The organism is Pseudomonas marvdashtae (genome assembly GCF_014268655.2).
GTDB lineage: Bacteria > Pseudomonadota > Gammaproteobacteria > Pseudomonadales > Pseudomonadaceae > Aquipseudomonas > Aquipseudomonas marvdashtae.
On record NZ_JABWQX020000002.1, the window covers coordinates 356,052 to 377,268 of the forward strand.

The window sequence follows — 21,217 nt, forward strand, 5'->3', positions numbered from 1 at the left end:
TAGACTGCTGTAGACATCTATGGATCGGTACTTGGTGGCTACACAGGGACTTGAACCCCGGACCCCAGCATTATGAATGCTATGCTCTAACCAACTGAGCTATGTAGCCAAGTGGCGCGCATTATTCGCTGGTAACGGAGATGTGTCAAGCGCAAACCTAAAATATTTCTCTGCACTTTCAACCGCTTATCCGTCCCCGCTGCAAATACCCGTCAACCGAGTTGAAATCTCCCTGTGTTCGCGCTCAAGGCCTGGCTGCCTTGGCTCAAGGTGTCGGCCGCCAGGTTCACGGCGCGGGCGCCTTCGAGCAGGCGCATGGCCGCTTGGTCGACCTGCTGGATATTGCCACTGACCTCGTCGGCGGTGCTGGCCTGTTCGTCTACCGCCGTGGCGATTTGCGCCAGGGTATCGGTAACACTTTGCACGGCGCTGGCAATTTCGCCCAGCCGTTCGCCAAGGCCAGTGACGGCTTGGGCATCGGTCTGGGCCTGGCCGCAGGCGGCTTCCATCAGGCTTACGGCTTCGTTGACCGTGGCGCGCAGGCTGTCGACGGTGCCGGCAATCTGCTGTGTCGAGGACTGGGTGCGTTGTGACAGGCTGCGTACTTCATCAGCCACTACGGCGAACCCGCGGCCCTGTTCCCCAGCGCGAGCGGCCTCGATGGCGGCGTTGAGCGCCAACAGGTTGGTCTGCTCGGCCACGCCACGAATGGTATCTACCACCAGTTGGATCTGCTGGCCCTGTTCACTGACCCGGCCCAGCGCGGCGGCGGTTTCGTTCAGGCGTTGATTGAGCTGCTGGATACTGGCGGTGGTGCGCTGGCTGTCACGGCTGCTGTCGGCGGCGATGCGACGGGTCTGCTGCGCGCTGTCGGAGGCCTGCTCGCAACTCCTGGCGACACCTTGGGAGGTCGCGGCCAACTGCGTCGCGGCAGCGGCGATCTGGCTGATCTGTATCTGTTGCGCCTCGACTTCGCCCAGGGCACCGCTGGAATGAGTATTGAGGATGCGCACGGCGTTGCTCAGTTGCAGCGTTTCGTGGTCCACACCCAACAGGCTGTTGCGCAACTGCACCACGGCGACATTGAGGGCGGTGCTGATCGCTGCCAGCTCATCGCGACCCTGCACCGGCACTTGCAGGCTCAGGTTGCCATCGCGCAAAGCTTCGGCCAGCAGAGTGATGCCGCTGGCGCTGCGCCGGATAGACGCTTGCAGGCAGATGAACAGGTAAAGCGCCGCCAGCAGCAGGCAGCCCAGCACGGTGGCGACCAAGGTGAATTGGCGAATCGCCGAACCGTGATAATGGTCAAGCCGAGAATCCAGCGCCACCAACGATTGTTGGCGCAGGGTGGCCAGATCCAGAAGAAGACTGTCCATCTGCTTCTCGAAGTCTTCCGGCTTGAGATTGATGGCGCCGCCGAAAACCCCGTCATCGAGGACCTTCAAGCCCGCGTCCAGACGCTTGACGCTGCCTTGGAACTGGCCGGCCCAGGTTTGCAATTCGCTGGGCAAGCGTGTTTCCAGCAATGCGCCGGTCTTGACCAACTGGTCCCGAGCGTCGCCCATGCGGCTGCGCAAGTCGCGCAATTGCAGGCGACTCTGCAGGGTGAATTGGCCCGATACCACCGAGGCCTGGCCAATGCTGGCCAGGCGCCCGACGCGTTCGATCAGCTCAGGTGTCTGCTGGGTCGAGATCTGGGTCAGCAGATAGGTTTCCAGCCAGGAGGCAAGGGTCAGGCGATTGTCCATGACGATCTGCTCGCGCAGGGCTTGCAGCGCGCCGAGTGCCGAGGCGAAGCGATCATAGCCATCCGGCCACCACCCCACGGTCCCCAGGCTCTTGGAATCCAGGCCCTTGAGATTGGTTTGCAAGGTTTGGTAGCGGGCGAGGGTGTCGGCTTCGGCGCCTTCGGCCTGAAGAGTCGCGCCCAGGTCGTCGGCGGCCTGGTTGAGCGCCGGCTGCACGGCATCGAACGCGGCCATGGCGGCAAGCGTCGCGGGCGTCGGTTGTCGATTGGTTTCCGTGGCTCGCCAGCGAGCCGCGCGATTGCGTTGGGCGGCGAGCAGGTTGTCCAGGTTATCCAGGGCCAGCAACTGACGGACCCCGGCGCGCTCGCCGGAAATCAGGTTGAGCTTGTCGCGGTAGTCCTGGCCGATGAGCCACAGACTGCCCATGAGCGGCAGGATGAACAACAGGAACAACAATTGGAATTTGCGGGCGAAACCAAAATGCCCCAGCAACCGGATTCCCGGTGATAGAAAAGCCTGCATGCCCATACTCCCCTGAACACCCTTGCACTGTTTTTGTGCGTTTTTACACAGTGCTGCAACAGGTGCCCTTTTAAAAGGCCTCGAAAGCTTGTCCAGGCCGGCTCTGTAGGCCTGCTCTGTAGCGAAACTTCCCATTCTCGGTCCCTTTGTAAGGGGCCGCGTCGTAGAGCATTAGCAAGGCAAGATTCAGACCATGGCGTAGCGCTATCATCTTGTTTGCCGACTATTTTTTGTAGGTCGATAGCAAGCTAAGGGGATAGCCTTGCCGCACTGAAAAATGGCACATTGATGAACCTGCCCATGTGCACTCATCTGCCGTATGGAAACTTCCCATGGCTATCAGCAATACCCAGGCCGACACGACGTCGGTAGCCGTCACGCCTCAAAGCAGCCCGTTGGTCATGCGCATCATTGGTGCGGTGGCATTGGCGCACCTGATCAACGACCTGATCCAGGCCGTATTGCCTTCGATCTATCCAATGCTAAAGGAGAGCTACGGCCTGACGTTTACCCAGGTCGGCCTGATCACACTGACCTTCCAGCTCACCGCATCCCTGCTTCAGCCTTGGGTGGGTTATCACACCGATCGGCATCCCAAGCCTTGGCTTTTGCCGGCGGGAACGGTGTGCACATTGATAGGCATCGTGATGATGTCCATGGTCGGTAGTTTTGCCTTGATCCTGGTGGCGGCGGCGTTGATCGGGATCGGCTCGTCAACCTTCCACCCCGAGGCGTCACGCGTGGCCCGACTGGCCTCTGGCGGTCGCTATGGCTTGGCGCAATCGACTTTCCAGGTGGGCGGGAACGCCGGCTCCGCCTTCGGTCCGTTGTTGGCGGCGGCGATCATCATTCCTTACGGCCAGGGGAATGTGGCCTGGTTTGGGCTGTTCGCGGTGTTTGCGTTGTTCGTGCTGTACCGCATCAGTCGCTGGTACGCCAATCACCTGAACCTGTTCAAGCTCAAGCAAGGCCAGGCGGCGACTCACGGGTTATCCAAGGGGCGCGTGACCAGTGCGCTGGTGGTGCTTGGGCTGTTGGTGTTTTCCAAGTATTTCTACATGGCCAGCTTTACCAGCTACTTCACCTTCTACCTGATCGAGAAGTTCGACCTGTCAGTGGCCTCTTCGCAGTTGCACTTGTTCCTGTTTCTTGGCGCGGTAGCAGCGGGGACGTTCTTCGGCGGTCCGATCGGCGACAAGATCGGTCGCAAGGCCGTGATCTGGTTCTCTATCCTTGGAGTGGCGCCATTCACCCTGATCCTGCCCCACGTTGACCTGCTGTGGACCAGTATCCTCAGCGTGGTGATCGGTTTCATCCTCGCCTCGGCGTTCTCCGCCATCGTGGTGTACGCCCAGGAACTGGTGCCTGGCAACGTCGGGATGATTGCCGGCATATTCTTCGGATTGATGTTCGGTTTCGGCGGGATTGGTGCCGCGCTGCTGGGGCATCTGGCAGACATCCATGGCATCGAATATGTGTACTGGCTGTGCTCGTTCCTGCCGTTGCTGGGGGCGTTGGCGATTTTCCTGCCGCGGACGAAAAAGGCCTGAGACGGCCCGTTGCATGACTCGAACACATCAGCGGCAGCGCTGCGATCTATATGGAGTATCTGTTCTGGTCACGTATCGGGGCTCAGGTGTCAAAAAACGCCCACAAAAAAGCCGCGAATCAACGCGGCTTTTTCAGGTCCCGATAACGCTTAGACGTTGAAGCGGAAGTGCATCACGTCGCCATCCTTGACGATGTATTCCTTGCCTTCCAGACGCCACTTACCCGCTTCCTTGGTCCCGGCTTCGCCCTTGTACTGAATGAAGTCGTCGTAGGCGATGACCTCGGCGCGGATGAAACCTTTCTCGAAATCGGTGTGGATCACGCCGGCGGCCTGCGGTGCGGTGGCGCCGACGCGTACGGTCCAGGCACGGACTTCTTCGACACCAGCGGTGAAGTAGGTCTGCAGGTGCAGCATTTCGTAGCCGGCGCGGATCACGCGGTTCAGGCCAGGCTCTTCCAGGCCCAGGGCTTCGAGGAACATGTCCTTCTCTTCACCGTCGTCCAGCTCGGCGATTTCCGCTTCGATCTTGTTGCAGACGGGAACAACCATGGCGCCTTCTTCTTCGGCAATGGCCTTGACCACGTCCAGGTGCGGGTTGTTCTCGAAACCGTCTTCAGCGACGTTGGCGATGTACATGACCGGTTTGGTGGTCAGCAGGTGGAAGCCCTTGATCACCAGCTTTTCGTCGGCGCTCATCTTTTTCATCAGGCTGCGCGCAGGCTTGCCTTCGGTGAAATGGGCGATCAATTGCTCCAGCAGGGCCTTCTGAGCGACTGCATCCTTGTCGCCCCCCTTGGCGTTGCGGGCGACTTTCTGCAGTTGTTTTTCACAGCTGTCGAGGTCGGCAAAGATCAGTTCCAGATCGATGATCTCGATGTCGCGTTTCGGGTCGACGCTGTTGGAAACGTGGATCACGTTCTCGTCTTCGAAGCAGCGCACCACGTGGGCGATGGCATCGGTTTCACGGATGTTGGCCAGGAATTTGTTACCCAGGCCTTCACCTTTCGAGGCGCCAGCCACGAGGCCTGCGATGTCGACGAATTCCATGGTCGTCGGCAGGATGCGCTTGGGGTTGACGATCGCCGCCAATGCCGCCAGGCGTGGGTCAGGCATTGGGACGATACCGGTGTTCGGCTCGATGGTGCAGAAGGGGAAGTTCTCGGCCGCGATCCCGGATTTGGTCAGGGCGTTGAAAAGGGTGGACTTGCCGACGTTAGGCAGGCCGACGATGCCGCAATTGAATCCCATGGTATTTCCCCTCGGTAAGAGTCAGGCCTTCTGGCTGTGCAGGTTTTTCATCGCGCGGTTCCATTCACCGGCGAGGATATCCGGCAGCACGCCGAGGGCAAAGTCGATGCTGGCATCGAGTTTTTCCTGTTCGGCGCGAGGCGCACGACCCAGGACAAAATTTGAAACCATACTGGCAACGCCCGGGTGGCCTATGCCGAGCCGCAGGCGGTGAAAGGTATTCTGATTACCCAGCTGCGCGATGATGTCGCGCAGCCCGTTATGACCGCCATGGCCGCCGCCCTGCTTGAGCTTGGCAACGCCCGGAGGCAGATCGAGTTCGTCGTGGGCCACCAGGATTTCTTCAGGCTTGATGCGAAAGAAACCGGCCAATGCCGCCACGGCCTGGCCGCTGCGGTTCATGTAGGTGGTGGGGATCAATAGACGAACATCCTGACCCTGATGCGAAAAGCGCCCGGTCAGGCCGAAATATTTGCGATCGGCGGCCAGGCTGACGCCTTGTGCGTGCGCGATGCGCTCAACAAAAAGGGCCCCTGCGTTATGCCGGGTCTGTTCGTATTCAGCGCCTGGATTTCCCAAGCCAACGATCAGTTTGATGGCAGTCACGATAGGGGCCCTTCCTGGAGTGGTGGATAACATGTCGCGATCAGACGGCGCGGCGACAACGAACTAAAATTGCGGATCTACCGTTAAGTAAACTTCGCGTTCTTGCCCGCTGTCTCGCTACGTTCCAGTCCGCGATGTTTCCGGTCACTCCGGCAACAGAGTGAAATTACTCTGCAGCGCCTTCTTCAGTAGCTTCTGGAGCAACACGTGGAGCGTGGACGTTGGCAACAGCCTTGTCATCGCCGTGCGCCAGGGCAACAAACTCAACGCCTTTAGGAGCCTTGAGGTCAGACAGGTGAATGATCGTGCCGATTTCGGCGTCAGCCAGGTCGACTTCGATGAATTCAGGCAGGTCTTTCGGCAGGCAGGACACTTCCAGCTCGGAAGTCACGTGCGAGATCTCGCCGCCTTTCTTGACCGGGGCAGCTTCGTTGACGAAGTGCACTGGAACAACAGCAGTCAGCTTCTGACCGGCAATAACGCGGACGAAGTCAGCGTGCATCACGTGGCCTTTGGCCGGGTGACGTTGCAGGGCCTTGATCACGACGTTTTGCTTGGTGCCGCCAACGTTCAGCTCGATGATGTGGCTGTAGGCCGCTTCGTTTTCGAGCAGTTTGGCAACTTCTTTGGCCAGCATGCTGATGGACTCAGGGGCTTTGTCGCCACCGTAGACTACAGCTGGAACCAGGCTTGCGAGACGACGCAGGCGGCGGCTCGCACCTTTCCCCAGGTCGGAACGCACTTCAGCATTCAGAGTAAAATCGTTCATGTTGTATCTCCAAAATAGCCATTTCCGAATGACGTCTGCGACCGACGCCAAAGCGGTATGGGCAAAAAAGCCCCGCCCCAACATGAGTGCTGGGGCGGGGCGCTTTTCGTCAACGAGATATCCTGGAAAGGGCAGGGCCCTTAACGGAACATCGCACTGATCGATTCTTCGTTGCTGATGCGGCGAACCGCCTCGGCAACTACCGGTGCGATATCCAGTTGGCGGATACGCGCACAGGCTTGTGCTGCAGCGGACAGCGGGATGGTGTTGGTCACCACCAGCTCGTCCAGCACGGAATTTTCAATATTTTCGATCGCTCGACCCGACAGCACAGGGTGTGTGCAGTAGGCAAAGACCTTGGCAGCGCCATGCTCTTTCAGGGCCTTGGCCGCGTGGCACAGGGTGCCGGCGGTATCGACCATGTCATCGACCAGAATACAGGTGCGCCCTTCGACATCGCCGATGATGTGCATCACTTCCGAGTGATTGGCCTTCTCGCGGCGTTTGTCGATGATACCCAGATCCACGCCCAGGGATTTGGCAACGGCCCGTGCACGCACGACGCCGCCGATATCCGGGGACACGATCATCAGGTTTTCGAAGCGCTGATCTTCAATGTCATCCACCAGTACCGGGGAGCCGTAGATGTTATCCACGGGAATATCGAAGAAGCCCTGGATCTGGTCAGCATGCAGATCAACCGTGAGGACACGATCGATGCCGACTACGGTCAGCATATCAGCCACGACTTTCGCGCTGATAGCCACACGTGCGGAACGCGGACGGCGATCCTGGCGGGCATAACCAAAGTAAGGAATAACAGCAGTAATACGAGTAGCCGAGGAGCGGCGGAAGGCATCAGCCATCACGACGAGTTCCATCAGGTTATCGTTGGTCGGAGCGCAAGTCGGCTGAATAATGAAGACGTCTTTACCGCGAACGTTTTCATTGATCTCGGCAGTGATTTCGCCGTCGGAAAATTTACCGACAGAAATGTCACCGAGAGGGATATGCAGCTGACGTACTACACGCCGAGCCAGATCGGGGTTGGCGTTCCCCGTAAAGACCATCATCTTGGACACGCGCAGTACCTGAAGGCTGAGGGTATACCTGGATGAGTATAGGAAAATGGCAGGGGCGGCTGGATTCGAACCAACGCATGGCAGGATCAAAACCTGCTGCCTTACCGCTTGGCGACGCCCCTGTATCTGTTGCTGCGAGTGCCCAGCACTCGTTTCCTTTTAGAGCAGACTTTGCAGCTTGCGATGCAACATCGAAACGTTGCTTCCTTTTGCTACAAACCCTGTAAGGGTCTCTGTCAGAAGGGCCGAGACTTTATCAGCTTCAGCTTTGCTTGGGAAGCCCCCAAACACACAACTTCCAGTTCCGGTGAGTTTTGCTTCGGTAAATTTACCTAACAAATTCAATGCGTTACGAACATCTGGATAACGCCTTGCTACCACCGGTAAGCAGTCATTTCGACTGTTTCCCTTGGGAACGGGGCGCACTTTAATGGGAGGAGTGTTACGTGTCAACAGCGGATCTGAAAAAATTTCTGCTGTACTTACAGATACTTGCGGCACCAGCACCAAGTACCAAGGTTCTTCGGGTTCGACCGGGGTGAGTTTTTCCCCGACGCCCTCGGCAAAAGCCGCGTGGCCATGGACGAAAACCGGCACGTCGGCCCCCAGCGTCAGGCCCAGGGCTGCCAGGCGATCCATGTCCCAGCCAAGCTGCCACAAGTGGTTTAACCCCAGCAGCGTGGTGGCCGCGTTCGAGCTGCCGCCACCGATGCCCCCGCCCATGGGCAGGACTTTTTCAATCCAGATATCGATGCCCAATGAACAACCGGATTGCTCTTGGAGTTTTTTTGCCGCCCTGACGATCAGGTTGCTGTCATGGGGAACGCCATCGAATTCGGTGTGCAAGTGGATCACGCCGTCATCACGCACGGCATAGGTGATCTCGTCGCCGTAGTCCAGGAACTGGAAAATCGTCTGCAACTCGTGATAGCCGTCCGGGCGGCGGCCGAGAATGTGCAGCATGAGGTTGAGCTTCGCCGGGGACGGCAGCGTCAGGCGTGTCTCACTCATGTCACTGCCCCAGCTTGCGCGGCTGCCATTGCTTGATGACCAGCGTGACGTCGAGGTTGCTGCCGTGCAGCTTGATGCGCTCGGGCAACCAATAGCCGTTCTGCTGGGTATAGCTGAGGTATTCGATCTGCCAATCGTCCTGTTCCAGGTTGGACAGGCGGCTGTCGGCGTCGAGGGTCAGGCGACTTTTGCTGTCCGGCGCCGGGAGCCCGCGAACCCACCAGGTCAGGTGCGAAACCGGCAGTTTCCAGCCCAGCTGTTCCTCCAGTAGCGCTTCCGGGCTGGGCGCCTCATAGCGGCCCTGGTTGGCGACTTCCAGCGAAACCTGGCCGGGCCGGCCGGTCAAGCGTGCCGCGCCACGACCCAGCGGGCCGGAGAGGCGAATGTCGTAGTAATCCTGGCGCTGCAGCCAGAACAAAGTACCGCTGCCCGAGTCTTTTGGCGCGCGGATGCCGATCTTGCCGTCGATCTGCCAGCCGTCGAGGCCGCTGAGTTGTTCTTTGTGTTCGCGCCACAGGGCTGGGTTGCCATGACCCTGGACGGATTCCCGAGCGCCGAAGCCCGCGCAACCGGCGAGCAGGGCGATGAAGCTGAAAACAATGAAATGGCGCAAGAACATAATCTTAAAGAGTCTCTGATCCGGTCAGGCGTTTGATGGTGCTGCGCAAGATCTGGCTGTCGGGCTGTTCCTTGAGGAATCTGCTCCAGACCTGCCGGGCTTCGCGTTGTTTGCCGTTGGCCCACAGGACTTCGCCCAGGTGAGCGGCGACTTCCTGGTCGGGGAAGCGTTCCAGGGCCTGGCGCAACAGGCGCTCGGCTTCGTCGAGATTGCCCAGGCGGTAATTCACCCAGCCCAGGCTGTCGAGCACAGCCGGGTCCTCCGGATTGATCTGGTGGGCCTGTTCGATCAATACCTTGGCTTCGTCGTAGCGGGTGGTGCGATCCGACAACGTGTAGCCGAGCGCGTTGAGGGCCATGGCGTTGTCGGGGTCCCGCTGGATGATCAGGCGCAGATCCTTTTCCATCTGGGCCAGGTCATTGCGTTTTTCCGCCAGCATGGCGCGGGTGTACAGCAGGTTCAGATCGTCCGGGTATTGCTTCAAGGCCTGCTGCAGCACGCTCCAGGCTTTGTCGCCCTGGTTGTTGGCCGCCAGGGTCTCGGCCTCGATCAGGTAAAGCTGGATGCCATAGTCTGGCTGCGTGTCGCGCTGGACGGCCAGGCGACTCTGGGCCTCGGCCGTCTTGCCATTGCCTATCAGGATGTCGGCCTGGCGCAATTGTGCAGGCAAATAGTCGTTGCCTGGGCCGACCAGCGCATACTCGATCAGTGCGCTCTCCGGATCGTTGCGTTCTTCGGCGATGCGACCCAGGTTCAAATGGGCCGAATCGACATGGCTTTCCCGGGCGATCAGGTCTTCCAGATAGCCCTTGGCTTCTTCCCAGGCCTTGGCTTCCAGGCAGACCAGCGCCAGGGAATAGCGCAGGTCGTCATCTTCGGGGTACTGCTGCACCAGGCTGGAAAACTCGACCTTGGCATCGTCCATGCGGTTGTTTTCCACCAGCATGCGCGCGTAGGTGAGGCGCAGGCGCTTGTCATCCGGGTATTTCTTGATGCTCTTTTCCAGCAGCGGGAGGGCTTCGTCGCCACGGTTCAGGCCTTGCAGAAGGCGCGCGCGCAGCAGGATAGGGGCCACTTCGCCTGCTTCCGGCGGATTGTCTTCCAACAGGGTGAGGGCGCCCTGGGTGTCGCCGTCCTGTTGCAGCAGCAGCGCTTTGCCGAAAATCAGCTGGCCGTTGTTCGGATGGCGCTGCAGCAAGCGATCGAAACTCTTCATGAGGCCGTTGCGGGTCTCCTGGTCGGTATCGGCCGCAGACAACGCAAGGAAGTCGAAATGGGTGTCACCCTTGCCCAGCAAGACTTTTTCCATATACATCATGGAATCGTCATAACGCCCGGCACGCGCCAGTTGCACGGCGGCGGCGCGTTGCGCTTCGAGATCGTCCGGGGCGTTCTTGGCCCAGATCAGCGCGGTATCCAGCGCCGGCTGGTCGGCGCCCAGGTATTCGGCAATGCGAAAGGCCCGCTCGGAGATGCCCGGATCCTGGGTGTTGATCGCCTGGGTGACGTAGTTGTCCAGCGCAATATCGAATCGATTGCGTTGGCCTGCCAGCTCGGCGCTCAACAGGCTGAAGATGGTTTCTTCGCTGAACGAGCCGTAGACCTTTGGCTTTTCGGGGGCCGGGGTGCTGCCTTCGACCGGTGGCGTACCCTCCGTCGATACGGGGGCCATGGACTGGCAGCCGCTGAGGAAGGCAAAAGCGAGGAGCAACGCAAAAGATCTATTCATATAGGAAGAGGACGACTTACCTGCGGTCGGATCATCATGACACAAGCCATCGGTCAAACATAACCGAGTCTCGGCGGATGCTTTATAGGCACAGGTAATTGTGACAATAGCCGGTGGTGGTTGTTCTGAATCTGGCGAAGTAGGACAATTGCCGGCTTCACGTCACCATCAGCGACCTTGAATGGCCTTCCTTGCACTTGGTATCAACCACAAGACTGCTTCAGTAGACGTCCGCGAGCGCGTGGCCTTTACGCCTGAGCAACTGGTGGAGGCCCTGCAGCAACTCTGCCGACTCACCGACAGTCGCGAAGCTGCGATCCTTTCCACCTGCAATCGCAGCGAGCTTTATATAGAGCAGGATCACGTTTCGGCCGAGTCAGTGTTGCGCTGGCTGGCTGAATACCATGATTTGAGCCTCGAAGAGCTGCGTGCCAGTGCTTATGTGCACGAAGACGATGCGGCCGTTCGTCACATGATGCGTGTCGCCTCCGGGCTCGATTCGTTGGTGCTGGGCGAGCCGCAGATTCTCGGCCAGATGAAGTCGGCCTACGCCGTGGCCCGCGAGGCCGGAACCGTCGGTCCGCTGCTGGGGCGACTGTTCCAGGCCACCTTCAACGCCGCCAAGCAAGTACGCACCGACACCGCTATCGGCGAAAACCCGGTGTCTGTGGCGTTTGCCGCCGTCAGCCTGGCGAAACAGATTTTCAGTGACTTGCAACGCAGCCAGGCGCTGCTGATTGGCGCCGGCGAGACCATCACCCTGGTCGCCCGCCATCTGCACGAGCTGGGCGTGAAGCGCATCGTTGTCGCCAACCGTACCTTGGAGCGCGCCAGTACCTTGGCCGAGCAGTTCGGTGCACACGCCGTGCTGCTGTCGGATATTCCGGCTGAGCTGGTGCACAGCGACATCGTCATCAGTTCCACCGCCAGCCAATTGCCGATCCTGGGCAAGGGCGCGGTGGAAAGCGCCTTGAAGCTGCGCAAGCACAAGCCGATCTTCATGGTCGACATTGCGGTTCCCCGTGACATCGAGCCCGAAGTTGGCGAACTGGACGACGTTTATCTCTACAGCGTCGACGATTTGCATGAAGTCGTCGCCGAAAACCTGAAGAGCCGGCAAGGCGCGGCGCAGGCGGCGGAGGAAATGATCACCGTCGGCGCCGACGATTTCATGGTGCGCCTGCGCGAACTGGCGGCGGTGGACGTGCTCAAGGCGTATCGTCAGCAAGGCGAACGCCTGCGCGACGAAGAATTGCAAAAAGCCCAGCGCCTGCTCGCCAATGGCGGCAGCGCCGAAGAAGTGCTGGTGCAGCTGGCGCGCGGCCTGACCAACAAATTGCTCCACGCCCCCAGTGTCCAGCTCAAGAAGCTGACCGCCGAAGGCCGCCTCGATGCGCTGGCCATGGCCCAGGAACTTTTCGCTCTCGGTGAAGCTTCACCGGATAGCTTTTCGGATAAAAAAACGCAATGAAAGCGTCACTGCTCAATAAGCTGGACATTCTCCAGGACCGTTTCGAGGAACTGACCGCCTTGCTGGGCGATGGCGAAGTCATTTCCGACCAGAACAAGTTCCGCACCTACTCCAAGGAGTACGCGGAGGTCGAGCCGATTGTCGCGACCTATAAACAGTTGCTGAAGGTGCAAGGCGACCTTGAGGGCGCCCAGGCGCTGCTCAAGGACAGCGATCCGGACATGCGTGAAATGGCGGTCGAGGAAGTGCGCGAAGCCAAGGATCGGTTGGTCGAGCTGGAAAGCGAACTGCAACGCATGCTGCTGCCCAAGGATCCGAACGACGGGCGCAACGTGTTTCTCGAGATCCGCGCCGGTACCGGCGGCGACGAGGCGGCGATTTTTTCCGGCGACCTGTTTCGCATGTACTCGCGCTACGCCGAACGCCGCGGCTGGCGGGTGGAAATCCTCTCGGAAAACGAAGGCGAACACGGCGGCTATAAAGAAGTCATCGCCCGGGTCGAAGGCGACAACGTCTATGGCAAGCTGAAGTTCGAGTCCGGCGCCCACCGCGTGCAACGTGTGCCGGCCACCGAATCCCAGGGCCGTATCCATACGTCGGCCTGCACCGTGGCGGTATTGCCCGAGCCGGACGAGCAGGAAGCCATCGAAATCAACCCGGCGGACCTGCGGGTCGATACCTACCGTTCTTCCGGAGCGGGCGGCCAGCACGTCAACAAGACCGATTCGGCGATCCGCATCACCCACTTGCCCTCGGGCATCGTGGTGGAGTGCCAGGAAGAACGTTCCCAGCACAAGAACCGCGCACGCGCCATGGCCTGGTTGTCGGCCAAGCTCAACGATCAGCAGACCAGCGCCGCCGCCAACGCCATCGCCAGCGAGCGCAAACTGCTGGTGGGCTCGGGCGACCGCTCCGAGCGGATCCGCACTTACAACTTTGCCCAGGGCCGGGTCACTGACCATCGCGTCAACCTGACCTTGTACTCCCTCGACGAAATTCTTGCCGGTGGTGTCGACGCCGTCATCGAGCCTCTGCTCGCTGAATACCAGGCCGACCAACTGGCCGCGATTGGCGAGTAAGCACAGGTGAATAAATGACCATCATCGCCAGTTTGCTACGCGCCGCCGAATTACCGGACTCGCCCACGTCACGCCTGGACGCCGAGTTGCTGCTGGCCGCTGCGCTGGGCAAGTCCCGCAGCTTCCTGCACACCTGGCCCGAGCGGATCGTGCCGAGCGAGGCGGCGCTGCTGTTTTCCGAATACTTGCGCCGCCGTCGTTCCGGCGAGCCGGTGGCCTACATCCTCGGACAACAGGGCTTCTGGAAGCTCGATCTGGAAGTGGCGCCCCATACGCTGATCCCGCGTCCCGACACTGAACTGCTGGTGGAAACCGCGTTGGCCTTGTTGCCCGCGACACCGGCCCGGGTCCTGGACCTGGGCACCGGCAGCGGCGCGATTGCCCTGGCACTGGCCAGCGAGCGTCCGACCTGGAAGGTCACGGCGGTCGATCGCATGCTGGAAGCCGTGGCCCTGGCCGAACGCAATCGCCAGCGCCTGGGCTTGCGTAATGTCACGGTGCTGAGCAGTCACTGGTTCAGTGCACTGGACGGCGAACGGTTCGAACTGATCATCAGCAATCCGCCGTACATCGCCGCCAGCGATCCGCACCTGGCCGAAGGCGACGTGCGTTTCGAGCCGGCCAGTGCGCTGGTGGCGGGACCGGACGGCCTTGACGACTTGCGCGCAATCATTGCCCAGGCCCCCCAGCACCTAGAAGCGGATGGCTGGTTGATGCTCGAGCACGGTTATGATCAAGCCGACGCGGTGCGTGGGCTGCTGCAGGATCAGGGATTTGTCGAAGTCCATAGCCGCAAGGACCTGGGCAATCACGAGCGCATCAGCCTGGGACGCCTGCCGTGCTGAATGATCAAGAGCTGCTGCGCTACAGTCGACAGATCCTGTTGCAGCACGTCGACATCGATGGACAACTGCGTCTCAAGCAGGGCCGCGTATTGATCATCGGCCTGGGTGGCCTGGGCGCCCCGGTGGCGTTGTACCTGGCCGCCGCAGGCGTCGGCGAGTTGCACCTGGCGGACTTCGACACGGTCGACCTGACCAATCTCCAGCGGCAGATCATCCATGACACCGATAGCGTCGGCATGACCAAGGTCGATTCGGCGGTTCGACGCCTGACTGCGATCAATCCTGAGGTTCGACTGGTTCCGCATCCGGCGGCAATGGATGAAGATTCCCTGAAAAGTGCAGTGTCGGCAGTGGATGTGGTGCTGGACTGTTCCGACAATTTTTCCACCCGCGAAGCGGTGAACGCAGCCTGTGTCGCCGCAGGCAAACCCCTGGTGAGCGGCGCGGCGATCCGCCTGGAGGGTCAGCTGTCGGTATTCGACCCGCGTCGTCCCGAAAGTCCTTGTTATCACTGCCTCTATGGGCATGGCAGCGAAGCCGAACTGACCTGCAGCGAAGCCGGGGTGCTTGGCCCGCTGGTGGGGCTGGTGGGCAGTCTGCAGGCGCTCGAAGCCTTGAAACTGTTGGCGGGGTTCGGCGAGCCGCTGGTGGGGCGCTTGCTGCTGATCGATGCGCTGGGCACGCGCTTCCGCGAATTGCGAGTCAAACGCGATCCGGGTTGCAGCGTCTGCGGTAGCCGACATGAGTGAAGCACCGGTCGGTGTGTTCGATTCGGGCGTCGGCGGACTGTCGGTGCTGGGAGAAATCCGTCGGCTGCTGCCCAATGAGTCCCTGCTGTACGTTGCCGACTGCGGGCATATTCCCTACGGGGAAAAAAGCCCGGAATTTATCCGGCAGCGATGCGCGATCATTGCCGATTTTCTTCGGCGTGAGGGGGCCAAGGCGCTTGTAGTGGCGTGCAACACCGCAACCGTCGCCGGGGTCGCTGACTTGCGGCGCGATTATCCCGATTGGCCCATCGTCGGTATGGAGCCGGCGGTCAAGCCGGCTGCCGCCGCCACGCGAAGCGGCATCGTCGGTGTGCTGGCGACGACAGGCACCCTGCAGAGCGCCAAATTCGCCGCGCTACTGGACCGGTTCGCCTCGGACGTGCGCGTGATCACGCAGCCCTGCCCGGGGCTGGTGGAGTTGATCGAGGCGGGCGACTTGCACAATCCGGCCTTGCACCAACTGCTGCTAGGCTACGTCACGCCGCTGTTGGCGGCCGGCTGCGACACATTGATCCTCGGCTGTACGCACTATCCCTTCCTCAAGCCGCTGCTCAGGCAGATGGTTCCGGAGTCTGTCATTCTGATCGACACTGGCGCCGCAGTGGCTCGTCAACTTCAGCGGCTACTGGCTGAACGAGCGCTTTCGGCAGACGGGCCTGCCAGCGAAACCCAGTTCTGGACCAGCGCTGATCCGATACATTTAAGAAAAATCCTACCGGTGCTATGGAATTCGTCTGACATTGTGCGAAGCTTCGGTCTGTAAAAAAATCGTGAAAATTGTGTAAATCCTGCTGAACTTCTGATTTGGCGCGGATTTCTATAGCTGTGTCTGTTTGTAAGAAAAAACTAACTAAGTCTGTCGGAAAAGGATGTTTCTAATGAAGCGCTTATTCTGCTTTGCCGCGTTTGCGGCTGCATTGCTGGGGCACACTTATACCGCGCAGGCGGCGGGTGTGGAGTTCGGGGTTGGCCAGACCGGCGACTCGACCATGACTTATCGACTGGGCATGCAATTCGACTGGGATAAAAGCTGGCTGCAGAGCGACGTTGGTCGCCTGACTGGTTACTGGAGCGGGGCCTACACCTATTGGGAGGGTGATGAGACCTCCAGCAATCACAGTTTGTCGTTCTCGCCTGTCCTTGTGTATGAGTTCGCTGGCCAGAACGTCAAACCCTACATCGAGGCGGGTGTAGGTGTTGCGTTGTTTGAAAACACCGAAGTGGAATCCAACAAACTCGGCACGGCGTTCCAGTTCGAAGACCGAATCGGTTTCGGCCTGCGCTTCAAGGGTGGACATGAAGTTGGCATCCGCGCCACTCACTACTCCAACGCCGGCATCAAGTCGACCAATGACGGTGTGGAAAGCTACGCGCTGCACTACACAATGCCGCTGTAACACTCGAAATAATGGGAGCGAGCAGTCGCTCCCATTATGGATGCCTAGCGATACGCCGTCGCAATCCCCAAGCGTTCTTCGATGCATTCCGGCGCGCCCATTTCGAACTCCCGGCAGATCAGCGGGCGCTTTTCGTAGATCGTGCACATCATGCTGTCGCGATCCAGCGCCGCGCACCAGCCGTCGTCAAGCCTCAACATGACTTCCCCGCCCCAGTCGTCGGTATCGATAAAGCGCTCCGGAACGCCAGTATCGGTGATCAGCAGCACTTCAAGCTGGCAGCAGCAGGCCGCGCATGTCGAACACGTAACGACCGGCGCGGGAAGCTCAACAAGGGGAATGGTTTTCATGGTGCGCAGTGTAAGGCAACCGGACGGCTCAAGGTTGGCCCTTGATCGGGTACCCGTCTCTCGCCCTGTCTGAAACCGTGTCTGTCTGGCCTGCCTCCGTCGATGTAGGCAACGGCCAGAGATTCGTCATGGCGGCGGCGGGGAACGCCAGTTCCTGAGGATGGTCGCTCAGTCGGGTCAATATGTGGTTCGCTGCTGTTTCGACTGACCAATGAACCGGGGCGACGAAACAATCATCGAGGTTTGGCGACGGGATGTCGAAGGCGGGGTGCACCAACGTCACATCGATACCGTCACCCGCCAAGTCGACGCGAGCCGACTCGAACAGATAGCGCATCCCGTTGCCACCGGCCTCGATGCGCGATGGAGGCAAATGAGTGAGGGGGCTGGTAATGCCCACCAGATGAGGCGTCGTTCCGGCGCGCAGCAACGGCAAGGCCGCGTCGATACACAAGCTGGCCACCAACAGGTTGCTGCGCACGATGTGTTCGATGACCGTGTGGTCCACCAACTGTTCAGGAACATATTCAGCGGTACCGGCATTGATGATGACGGTGTCCAACGCGCCCCACTGCTGGGTAATCTGCTGACAGGTTTCCCGGACAGTCTGGCTGTCGGTCAGATTGCCGGGCACCGCCAGTACCTGTCCTGGGTAACGCTCGGAAAGGGCCTGGCAGGATTGGAGCGCACTGATGGCCAACCGTGCGCCGCTTTTAAGCAACGCCTCGGCCAGCGATTCGCCCAAGCCGTTACCTGCACCGGTCAGCCAATACCTTCGCCCCATTTTCTTCCCCATCCCATTGCGCGCGAGCGCTCTAACACGCCGCCTGCATGATAAAGACCCCGATATTAATTGGACTATATCGGGCCATTTTGGATTTGCATTCAGCCTTCAGCAATTTCATGTTCGGTAACCGCCCATTCGTTCGGTTTCACTCCTTGACGTGCCGGAAGTCGCTTGAAGACTTCCAATGCTCGCGCCCGAGATTGAGGCAGGTTGACGATCGGCGCCGGGTAATCCGTTACCCCAAACAATTCTCGCTGGGCGTTGGGATTGTGGACCCGTCGTGTATCCAGATCGTTCAATTGCGGTAACCAGCGTTTGATAAATAATCCTTCTCGATCGAATTTTTCCGATTGGTTCAACGGGTTGAAGATGCGAAACCAAGGCGCCGAGTCCGTCCCGGTGGAGGCGCTCCACTGCCATCCGCCATTGTTGGCGGCCAGGTCGCCATCGATCAGGTGTCGCATGAAAAAACGCTCGCCCTCGCGCCAGTCGATCAGCAAGTTCTTGGTCAGGAACATGGCAACGACCATTCGCAAACGGTTATGCATCCAACCGGTTTCGAGCAGTTGGCGCATGGCCGCATCAATGATTGGCAGGCCGGTGCGCGCCTGTTGCCAGGCCGCCAGTTCATCGGGGGCGTTGCGCCAGGCTAGCGCTTCGGTCTCCGGGCGGAAGGCGCGATGCCGTGAGACGCGTGGATATCCCACCAATATGTGTTTATAGAATTCGCGCCAGAGCAATTCGTTGATCCATGTCACCGCCCCGGCGCTACCGCTCTCGAACTCGCCCTGATTGGCTTGCAGCGCGGCGTGCAGGCATTGGCGCGGGGAAATGACTCCAGCCACCAGATAGGCCGAAAGCTGGCTCGTACCTGGCCTGGCCGGGAAATCCCGCTCACTCTGGTAATAGTCCAGATGCTGTTCGGCAAAAGTGTCCAGGCGCCGGCGGGCTTCATCTTCACCCGCGGGCCAAAGCACGCGCAGCGCTTCGCTGGGCGGGGCGAACCCTTCGACCTGGGTCGGCACCGGGTCACTGGCGATCGGGACGGGCGCCTGCGTCGTGGGTGCGGGGACGAGACCAGGCACAGAAAAGTGCAGGCGGCTGTAACAGACCTTGCGAAACTGGCTGAACACCTGGAAGTAGCCGCCAGACTTGGTCAGAACGCTGCCGGGCTTGAACAGCAATTGGTCGAGATGGCTATGAAACTCAACGCCTTGATCATTCAACACCCGAGCCACTTCGGCATCGCGTCGGGTTTCGTTCAGGCCGTACTCTTCGTTGACATGCACGGCGCTGATGTTCAGCTCGCGACACAGCGTGGCCAGTACCTGCGGCGCCTGGTGCCAATGCGACGCATGACGGATCAGCAGCGGTATGTTCAACAGGCCCAGGGCCGTGTTCAACGATGCGAGGTTGCGCAGCCAGAAATCGATTTTGCACGGCGCGTCATCGTGGGCATGCCATTGCCCGGGGCTGGGCAAATACACCGCGACACATGGGCCGCGCGCCGCAGCCGCTGCCAGGGCGGTATTGTCGTGCAGGCGCAAATCGCTGCGCAGCCAGATCAGTTGCATGGGATTGCTCATTGGAGAAGTGCTCTGCGGCTCAGTTCGCGGTGAGCGGAGAGTGGGTCTTCGGCCCAGCTGACGTTCATCATCGAGACGCCTGTGGATAATTTGGCGTGATGGATCGATACCGCCGGGCCAGTAATGACGATTGGGCAGTCGATGGCGCTCAGCAGCTTAGGCAGTTGGGAAAGGTTCATGGCGTTGCTGGAATACAACAGCACGGCGCGAGCCTTCATACGCTCGGCGGCCAAGGCCAACTCGCCCGCAGGCAGGGGACCATCGAATATTTCCACCGGACAATCGGCATTGCTGGCGAGCCAGGCGATGAGCCACAAGTGAGGCTCCTGCGATTGCGAGTGATTGACCAGCAGCAACGGCGGCCCATGCAGCTGGCGGTTGTTGTGATAGATCCGGCTGCCGAATTTGCTGCGCAGCCAGGAATAAAAGAATACCTGCTCCATTTGCGCGCCAAACTGGCCCTGCCAACGCATCTGCAATTCGGCCAGCAAAGGCAACAGCAGCTGCTCGCATACGGTCCACGGCGGGTACAGCGCCATGGCCTGGTTGACCAGGTCATCGATCTGGCGCTCGGCCAGTTGGCTTACCGCCAACACAAGCGCATGGCGCTGGCGCTGCCAATCGTCTTCCAAAGGTTCGCCGGGTGGCTGCGGTGTGTCGAGCAACGGCTTGATCTTACTCACCGCCACGCCACGATTGATCCAGGTGAGGATGCTCTGGATGCGTTGCACGTGCTCGGGGCTGAACAACCGGTGGCCCTTGGGCGTGCGGTGCGGCACGACCAAGCCGTAACGGCGCTCCCACGCTCGCAGCGTGACGGCGTTGACGCCGGTTTGCCGGGCCACTTCGCGTATGGGAAGCCAGCCCTGCGCCAGTGCCTTGGCAAAGTCGGCGCCGAGGTCTTCGCTGGCGCTGGAGTCGGGTTTGCTGTTCATCAAATGGCGTTTCGCAAGCTGAGGTTTTCCGGGTGGGGTTGAAGGTAGACCTGCTGCGCGAGATAGGCATCGGGGTGCCGGCGCAAGTGATGCTTGAGCAAAGTCAGCGGTACCACCAATGGCACGATGCCGAGGCGATACTGACCAATGAGCTCTTGGACTTCCTGCTTGTCCTGCGCGTTGATAACGCGCTTGAGGTAGCCGCTCAGGTGCTGGAGGACATTGGCATGGGTGCGACGGGTGGCGCATTTCTTCAGGGCCGCCATCAGCGCGCTGAAATAACGTGGGCCCAACTCGTTGGGGTCGGTCTTGCCCATGTTGCCCAACAGGTTGCCAAGGGCCCTGTACATAACCGGATTGTGCGCCATCAGCAAGTATTTATAGCGCGAGTGGAATTCAATCAGGTCGCGTCGGGTGAGGCCGCGTTGGCGAAGCGGTTGCCAGGCGGCATAGGCGAACACCCGCGTCAGGAAGTTTTCCCGCAGGACCGGATCGTTGAGGCGGCCGTCTTCCTCCACCGGCAGGTCCGGATGGCGCTCGCAAAAGGCCTGGGCATAAATACCGCGCCCGCCACCGTCCTGGGGAGCGCCGTTGTGGCCATAGACCTTGACCCGTTCCAGCCCGCAAGAAGGGGATTTCTGCATGAAGATATAACCGCAGACATCGTCCAGCTCGCCGGCCATTTGCTGCCCGTACTCGGCCAACGGCCGGGTCACGTCGAGGTCGCGATTAACTGTTCCCAACGCGTTGGGGTGTTCAGGGTCGCCCACCAGCCGGATCGGCTCGCGAGGAATGCCCAGGCCAATGGCAACTTCGGGGCAAACCGGGACGAAATCGAAGTATTCGATGAGCGTGCGGCTGCACAACGGCGATTGCTTGTGCCCGCCATTGAAGCGAACTTCAGCGCCCATCAGGCAAGCGCTGACGGCGATTCTGGGTTTGGCGATCGTTTCGTTGGGCATGGGCTACCTCTGATGAGTAAATCTTGTACATATTTTAATTTATGTACAATATTTTCATCATAGGTCCGAATGCGTGCATGTCAACCGGGAATTACGTAGTGAGGCGCAGTGGATACGTTCGCAGAGGGGCTGCTGTCTGACTCGACAGC

Annotated in this window: 20 protein-coding genes and 2 tRNA genes; 7 read left to right on the forward strand and 15 right to left on the reverse strand. The window is 59.9% G+C overall.

Annotated features, from left to right (window positions below):
• Window positions 1-32: 32 nt before the first annotated feature.
• Together HU742_RS21380 and HU742_RS21385 are read right to left on the reverse strand one after the other, a co-directional pair.
• Window positions 33-109: transfer RNA gene (locus HU742_RS21380), tRNA-Met, on the reverse strand.
• A 103-nt stretch (window positions 110-212) separates the two neighbouring features.
• Window positions 213-2,270, reverse strand: coding sequence for a methyl-accepting chemotaxis protein (locus HU742_RS21385; RefSeq protein WP_186644008.1), 2,058 nt, complete (start codon window positions 2,268-2,270; stop codon window positions 213-215).
• A 332-nt stretch (window positions 2,271-2,602) separates the two neighbouring features.
• Between HU742_RS21385 and HU742_RS21390 the strand changes: the two genes are divergently transcribed.
• Entirely contained in the window at window positions 2,603-3,820 is a 1,218-nt protein-coding gene (locus tag HU742_RS21390; RefSeq protein WP_186634513.1) for an MFS transporter, read from the forward strand.
• Between the two features lie 149 nt (window positions 3,821-3,969).
• Here the strand turns inward: HU742_RS21390 and ychF are convergent, their stop codons facing one another.
• The 8 genes from ychF to HU742_RS21430 form a co-directional block, all read right to left on the reverse strand.
• The gene (gene ychF / locus HU742_RS21395) at window positions 3,970-5,070 is read right to left on the reverse strand and encodes a redox-regulated ATPase YchF (protein WP_186644009.1); all 1,101 of its coding nucleotides are present in this window, start codon (window positions 5,068-5,070) and stop codon (window positions 3,970-3,972) included.
• A gap of 21 nt (window positions 5,071-5,091) precedes the next feature.
• A complete protein-coding gene (pth, locus tag HU742_RS21400; RefSeq protein ID WP_003185374.1) occupies window positions 5,092-5,676 on the reverse strand; it encodes an aminoacyl-tRNA hydrolase in 585 nt (194 codons plus the stop codon).
• Window positions 5,677-5,842: 166 nt separating this feature from the next.
• A complete protein-coding gene (locus tag HU742_RS21405) occupies window positions 5,843-6,445 on the reverse strand; it encodes a 50S ribosomal protein L25/general stress protein Ctc (protein ID WP_186634517.1) in 603 nt (200 codons plus the stop codon).
• A 140-nt stretch (window positions 6,446-6,585) separates the two neighbouring features.
• The gene (locus HU742_RS21410; RefSeq protein WP_003171603.1) at window positions 6,586-7,527 is read right to left on the reverse strand and encodes a ribose-phosphate pyrophosphokinase; all 942 of its coding nucleotides are present in this window, start codon (window positions 7,525-7,527) and stop codon (window positions 6,586-6,588) included.
• A 47-nt stretch (window positions 7,528-7,574) separates the two neighbouring features.
• Window positions 7,575-7,649, reverse strand: a tRNA-Gln gene (locus HU742_RS21415).
• A 37-nt stretch (window positions 7,650-7,686) separates the two neighbouring features.
• Window positions 7,687-8,538: a 4-(cytidine 5'-diphospho)-2-C-methyl-D-erythritol kinase gene (gene ispE, locus HU742_RS21420; protein ID WP_186644010.1), complete on the reverse strand. Its 852-nt coding sequence runs from the start codon at window positions 8,536-8,538 to the stop codon at window positions 7,687-7,689.
• A gap of 1 nt (window position 8,539) precedes the next feature.
• On the reverse strand, window positions 8,540-9,157 hold the full coding sequence (gene lolB / locus HU742_RS21425; protein WP_186644011.1) for a lipoprotein insertase outer membrane protein LolB: 618 nt from the start codon (window positions 9,155-9,157) through the stop codon (window positions 8,540-8,542).
• Window positions 9,158-9,161: 4 nt separating this feature from the next.
• Window positions 9,162-10,886 (reverse strand): tetratricopeptide repeat protein, encoded by a 1,725-nt coding sequence (locus HU742_RS21430; protein WP_186644012.1) that lies wholly within the window; start codon window positions 10,884-10,886, stop codon window positions 9,162-9,164.
• A 181-nt stretch (window positions 10,887-11,067) separates the two neighbouring features.
• Between HU742_RS21430 and hemA the strand changes: the two genes are divergently transcribed.
• The 6 genes from hemA (at window position 11,068) to HU742_RS21460 (ending at window position 16,448) form a co-directional block, all read left to right on the forward strand.
• Window positions 11,068-12,357, forward strand: a complete 1,290-nt coding sequence (hemA, locus tag HU742_RS21435; protein ID WP_186634526.1) for a glutamyl-tRNA reductase — start codon at window positions 11,068-11,070, stop codon at window positions 12,355-12,357.
• Window positions 12,354-13,436, forward strand: coding sequence for a peptide chain release factor 1 (prfA, locus tag HU742_RS21440; RefSeq protein ID WP_186634529.1), 1,083 nt, complete (start codon window positions 12,354-12,356; stop codon window positions 13,434-13,436). The genes hemA and prfA overlap by 4 nt, the downstream gene beginning before the upstream one ends.
• A 14-nt stretch (window positions 13,437-13,450) precedes the next feature.
• Entirely contained in the window at window positions 13,451-14,281 is an 831-nt protein-coding gene (gene prmC / locus HU742_RS21445; protein ID WP_186644013.1) for a peptide chain release factor N(5)-glutamine methyltransferase, read from the forward strand.
• Window positions 14,275-15,030, forward strand: coding sequence for a molybdopterin-synthase adenylyltransferase MoeB (locus tag HU742_RS21450; RefSeq protein WP_186634535.1), 756 nt, complete (start codon window positions 14,275-14,277; stop codon window positions 15,028-15,030). The genes prmC and HU742_RS21450 overlap by 7 nt, the downstream gene beginning before the upstream one ends.
• A complete protein-coding gene (gene murI / locus HU742_RS21455; protein WP_186644014.1) occupies window positions 15,023-15,814 on the forward strand; it encodes a glutamate racemase in 792 nt (263 codons plus the stop codon). The genes HU742_RS21450 and murI overlap by 8 nt, the downstream gene beginning before the upstream one ends.
• A 115-nt stretch (window positions 15,815-15,929) precedes the next feature.
• Entirely contained in the window at window positions 15,930-16,448 is a 519-nt protein-coding gene (locus tag HU742_RS21460; RefSeq protein WP_186634541.1) for an acyloxyacyl hydrolase, read from the forward strand.
• A 44-nt stretch (window positions 16,449-16,492) separates the two neighbouring features.
• Here HU742_RS21460 and HU742_RS21465 read toward each other — a convergent pair whose 3' ends face one another.
• From HU742_RS21465 to HU742_RS21485, 5 genes are all read right to left on the reverse strand, one after another.
• Complete coding sequence (locus tag HU742_RS21465; protein WP_186634544.1) at window positions 16,493-16,798, reverse strand: YkgJ family cysteine cluster protein; 306 nt, start codon at window positions 16,796-16,798, stop codon at window positions 16,493-16,495.
• A gap of 28 nt (window positions 16,799-16,826) precedes the next feature.
• Window positions 16,827-17,594 carry an SDR family NAD(P)-dependent oxidoreductase gene (locus tag HU742_RS21470; RefSeq protein WP_186644015.1) on the reverse strand — a complete coding sequence of 256 codons (768 nt, stop codon included), beginning with the start codon at window positions 17,592-17,594 and terminating at the stop codon, window positions 16,827-16,829.
• A gap of 89 nt (window positions 17,595-17,683) precedes the next feature.
• Window positions 17,684-19,159, reverse strand: a complete 1,476-nt coding sequence (gene phrB / locus HU742_RS21475; protein ID WP_186634550.1) for a deoxyribodipyrimidine photo-lyase — start codon at window positions 19,157-19,159, stop codon at window positions 17,684-17,686.
• An 8-nt stretch (window positions 19,160-19,167) separates the two neighbouring features.
• Window positions 19,168-20,106 carry a MerR family transcriptional regulator gene (locus tag HU742_RS21480; RefSeq protein ID WP_186634553.1) on the reverse strand — a complete coding sequence of 313 codons (939 nt, stop codon included), beginning with the start codon at window positions 20,104-20,106 and terminating at the stop codon, window positions 19,168-19,170.
• Window positions 20,106-21,068, reverse strand: coding sequence for a YbgA family protein (locus HU742_RS21485; RefSeq protein WP_186634557.1), 963 nt, complete (start codon window positions 21,066-21,068; stop codon window positions 20,106-20,108). Before HU742_RS21485 ends, HU742_RS21480 begins: the two co-directional genes overlap by 1 nt.
• Between the last annotated feature and the right edge of the window lie 149 nt (window positions 21,069-21,217).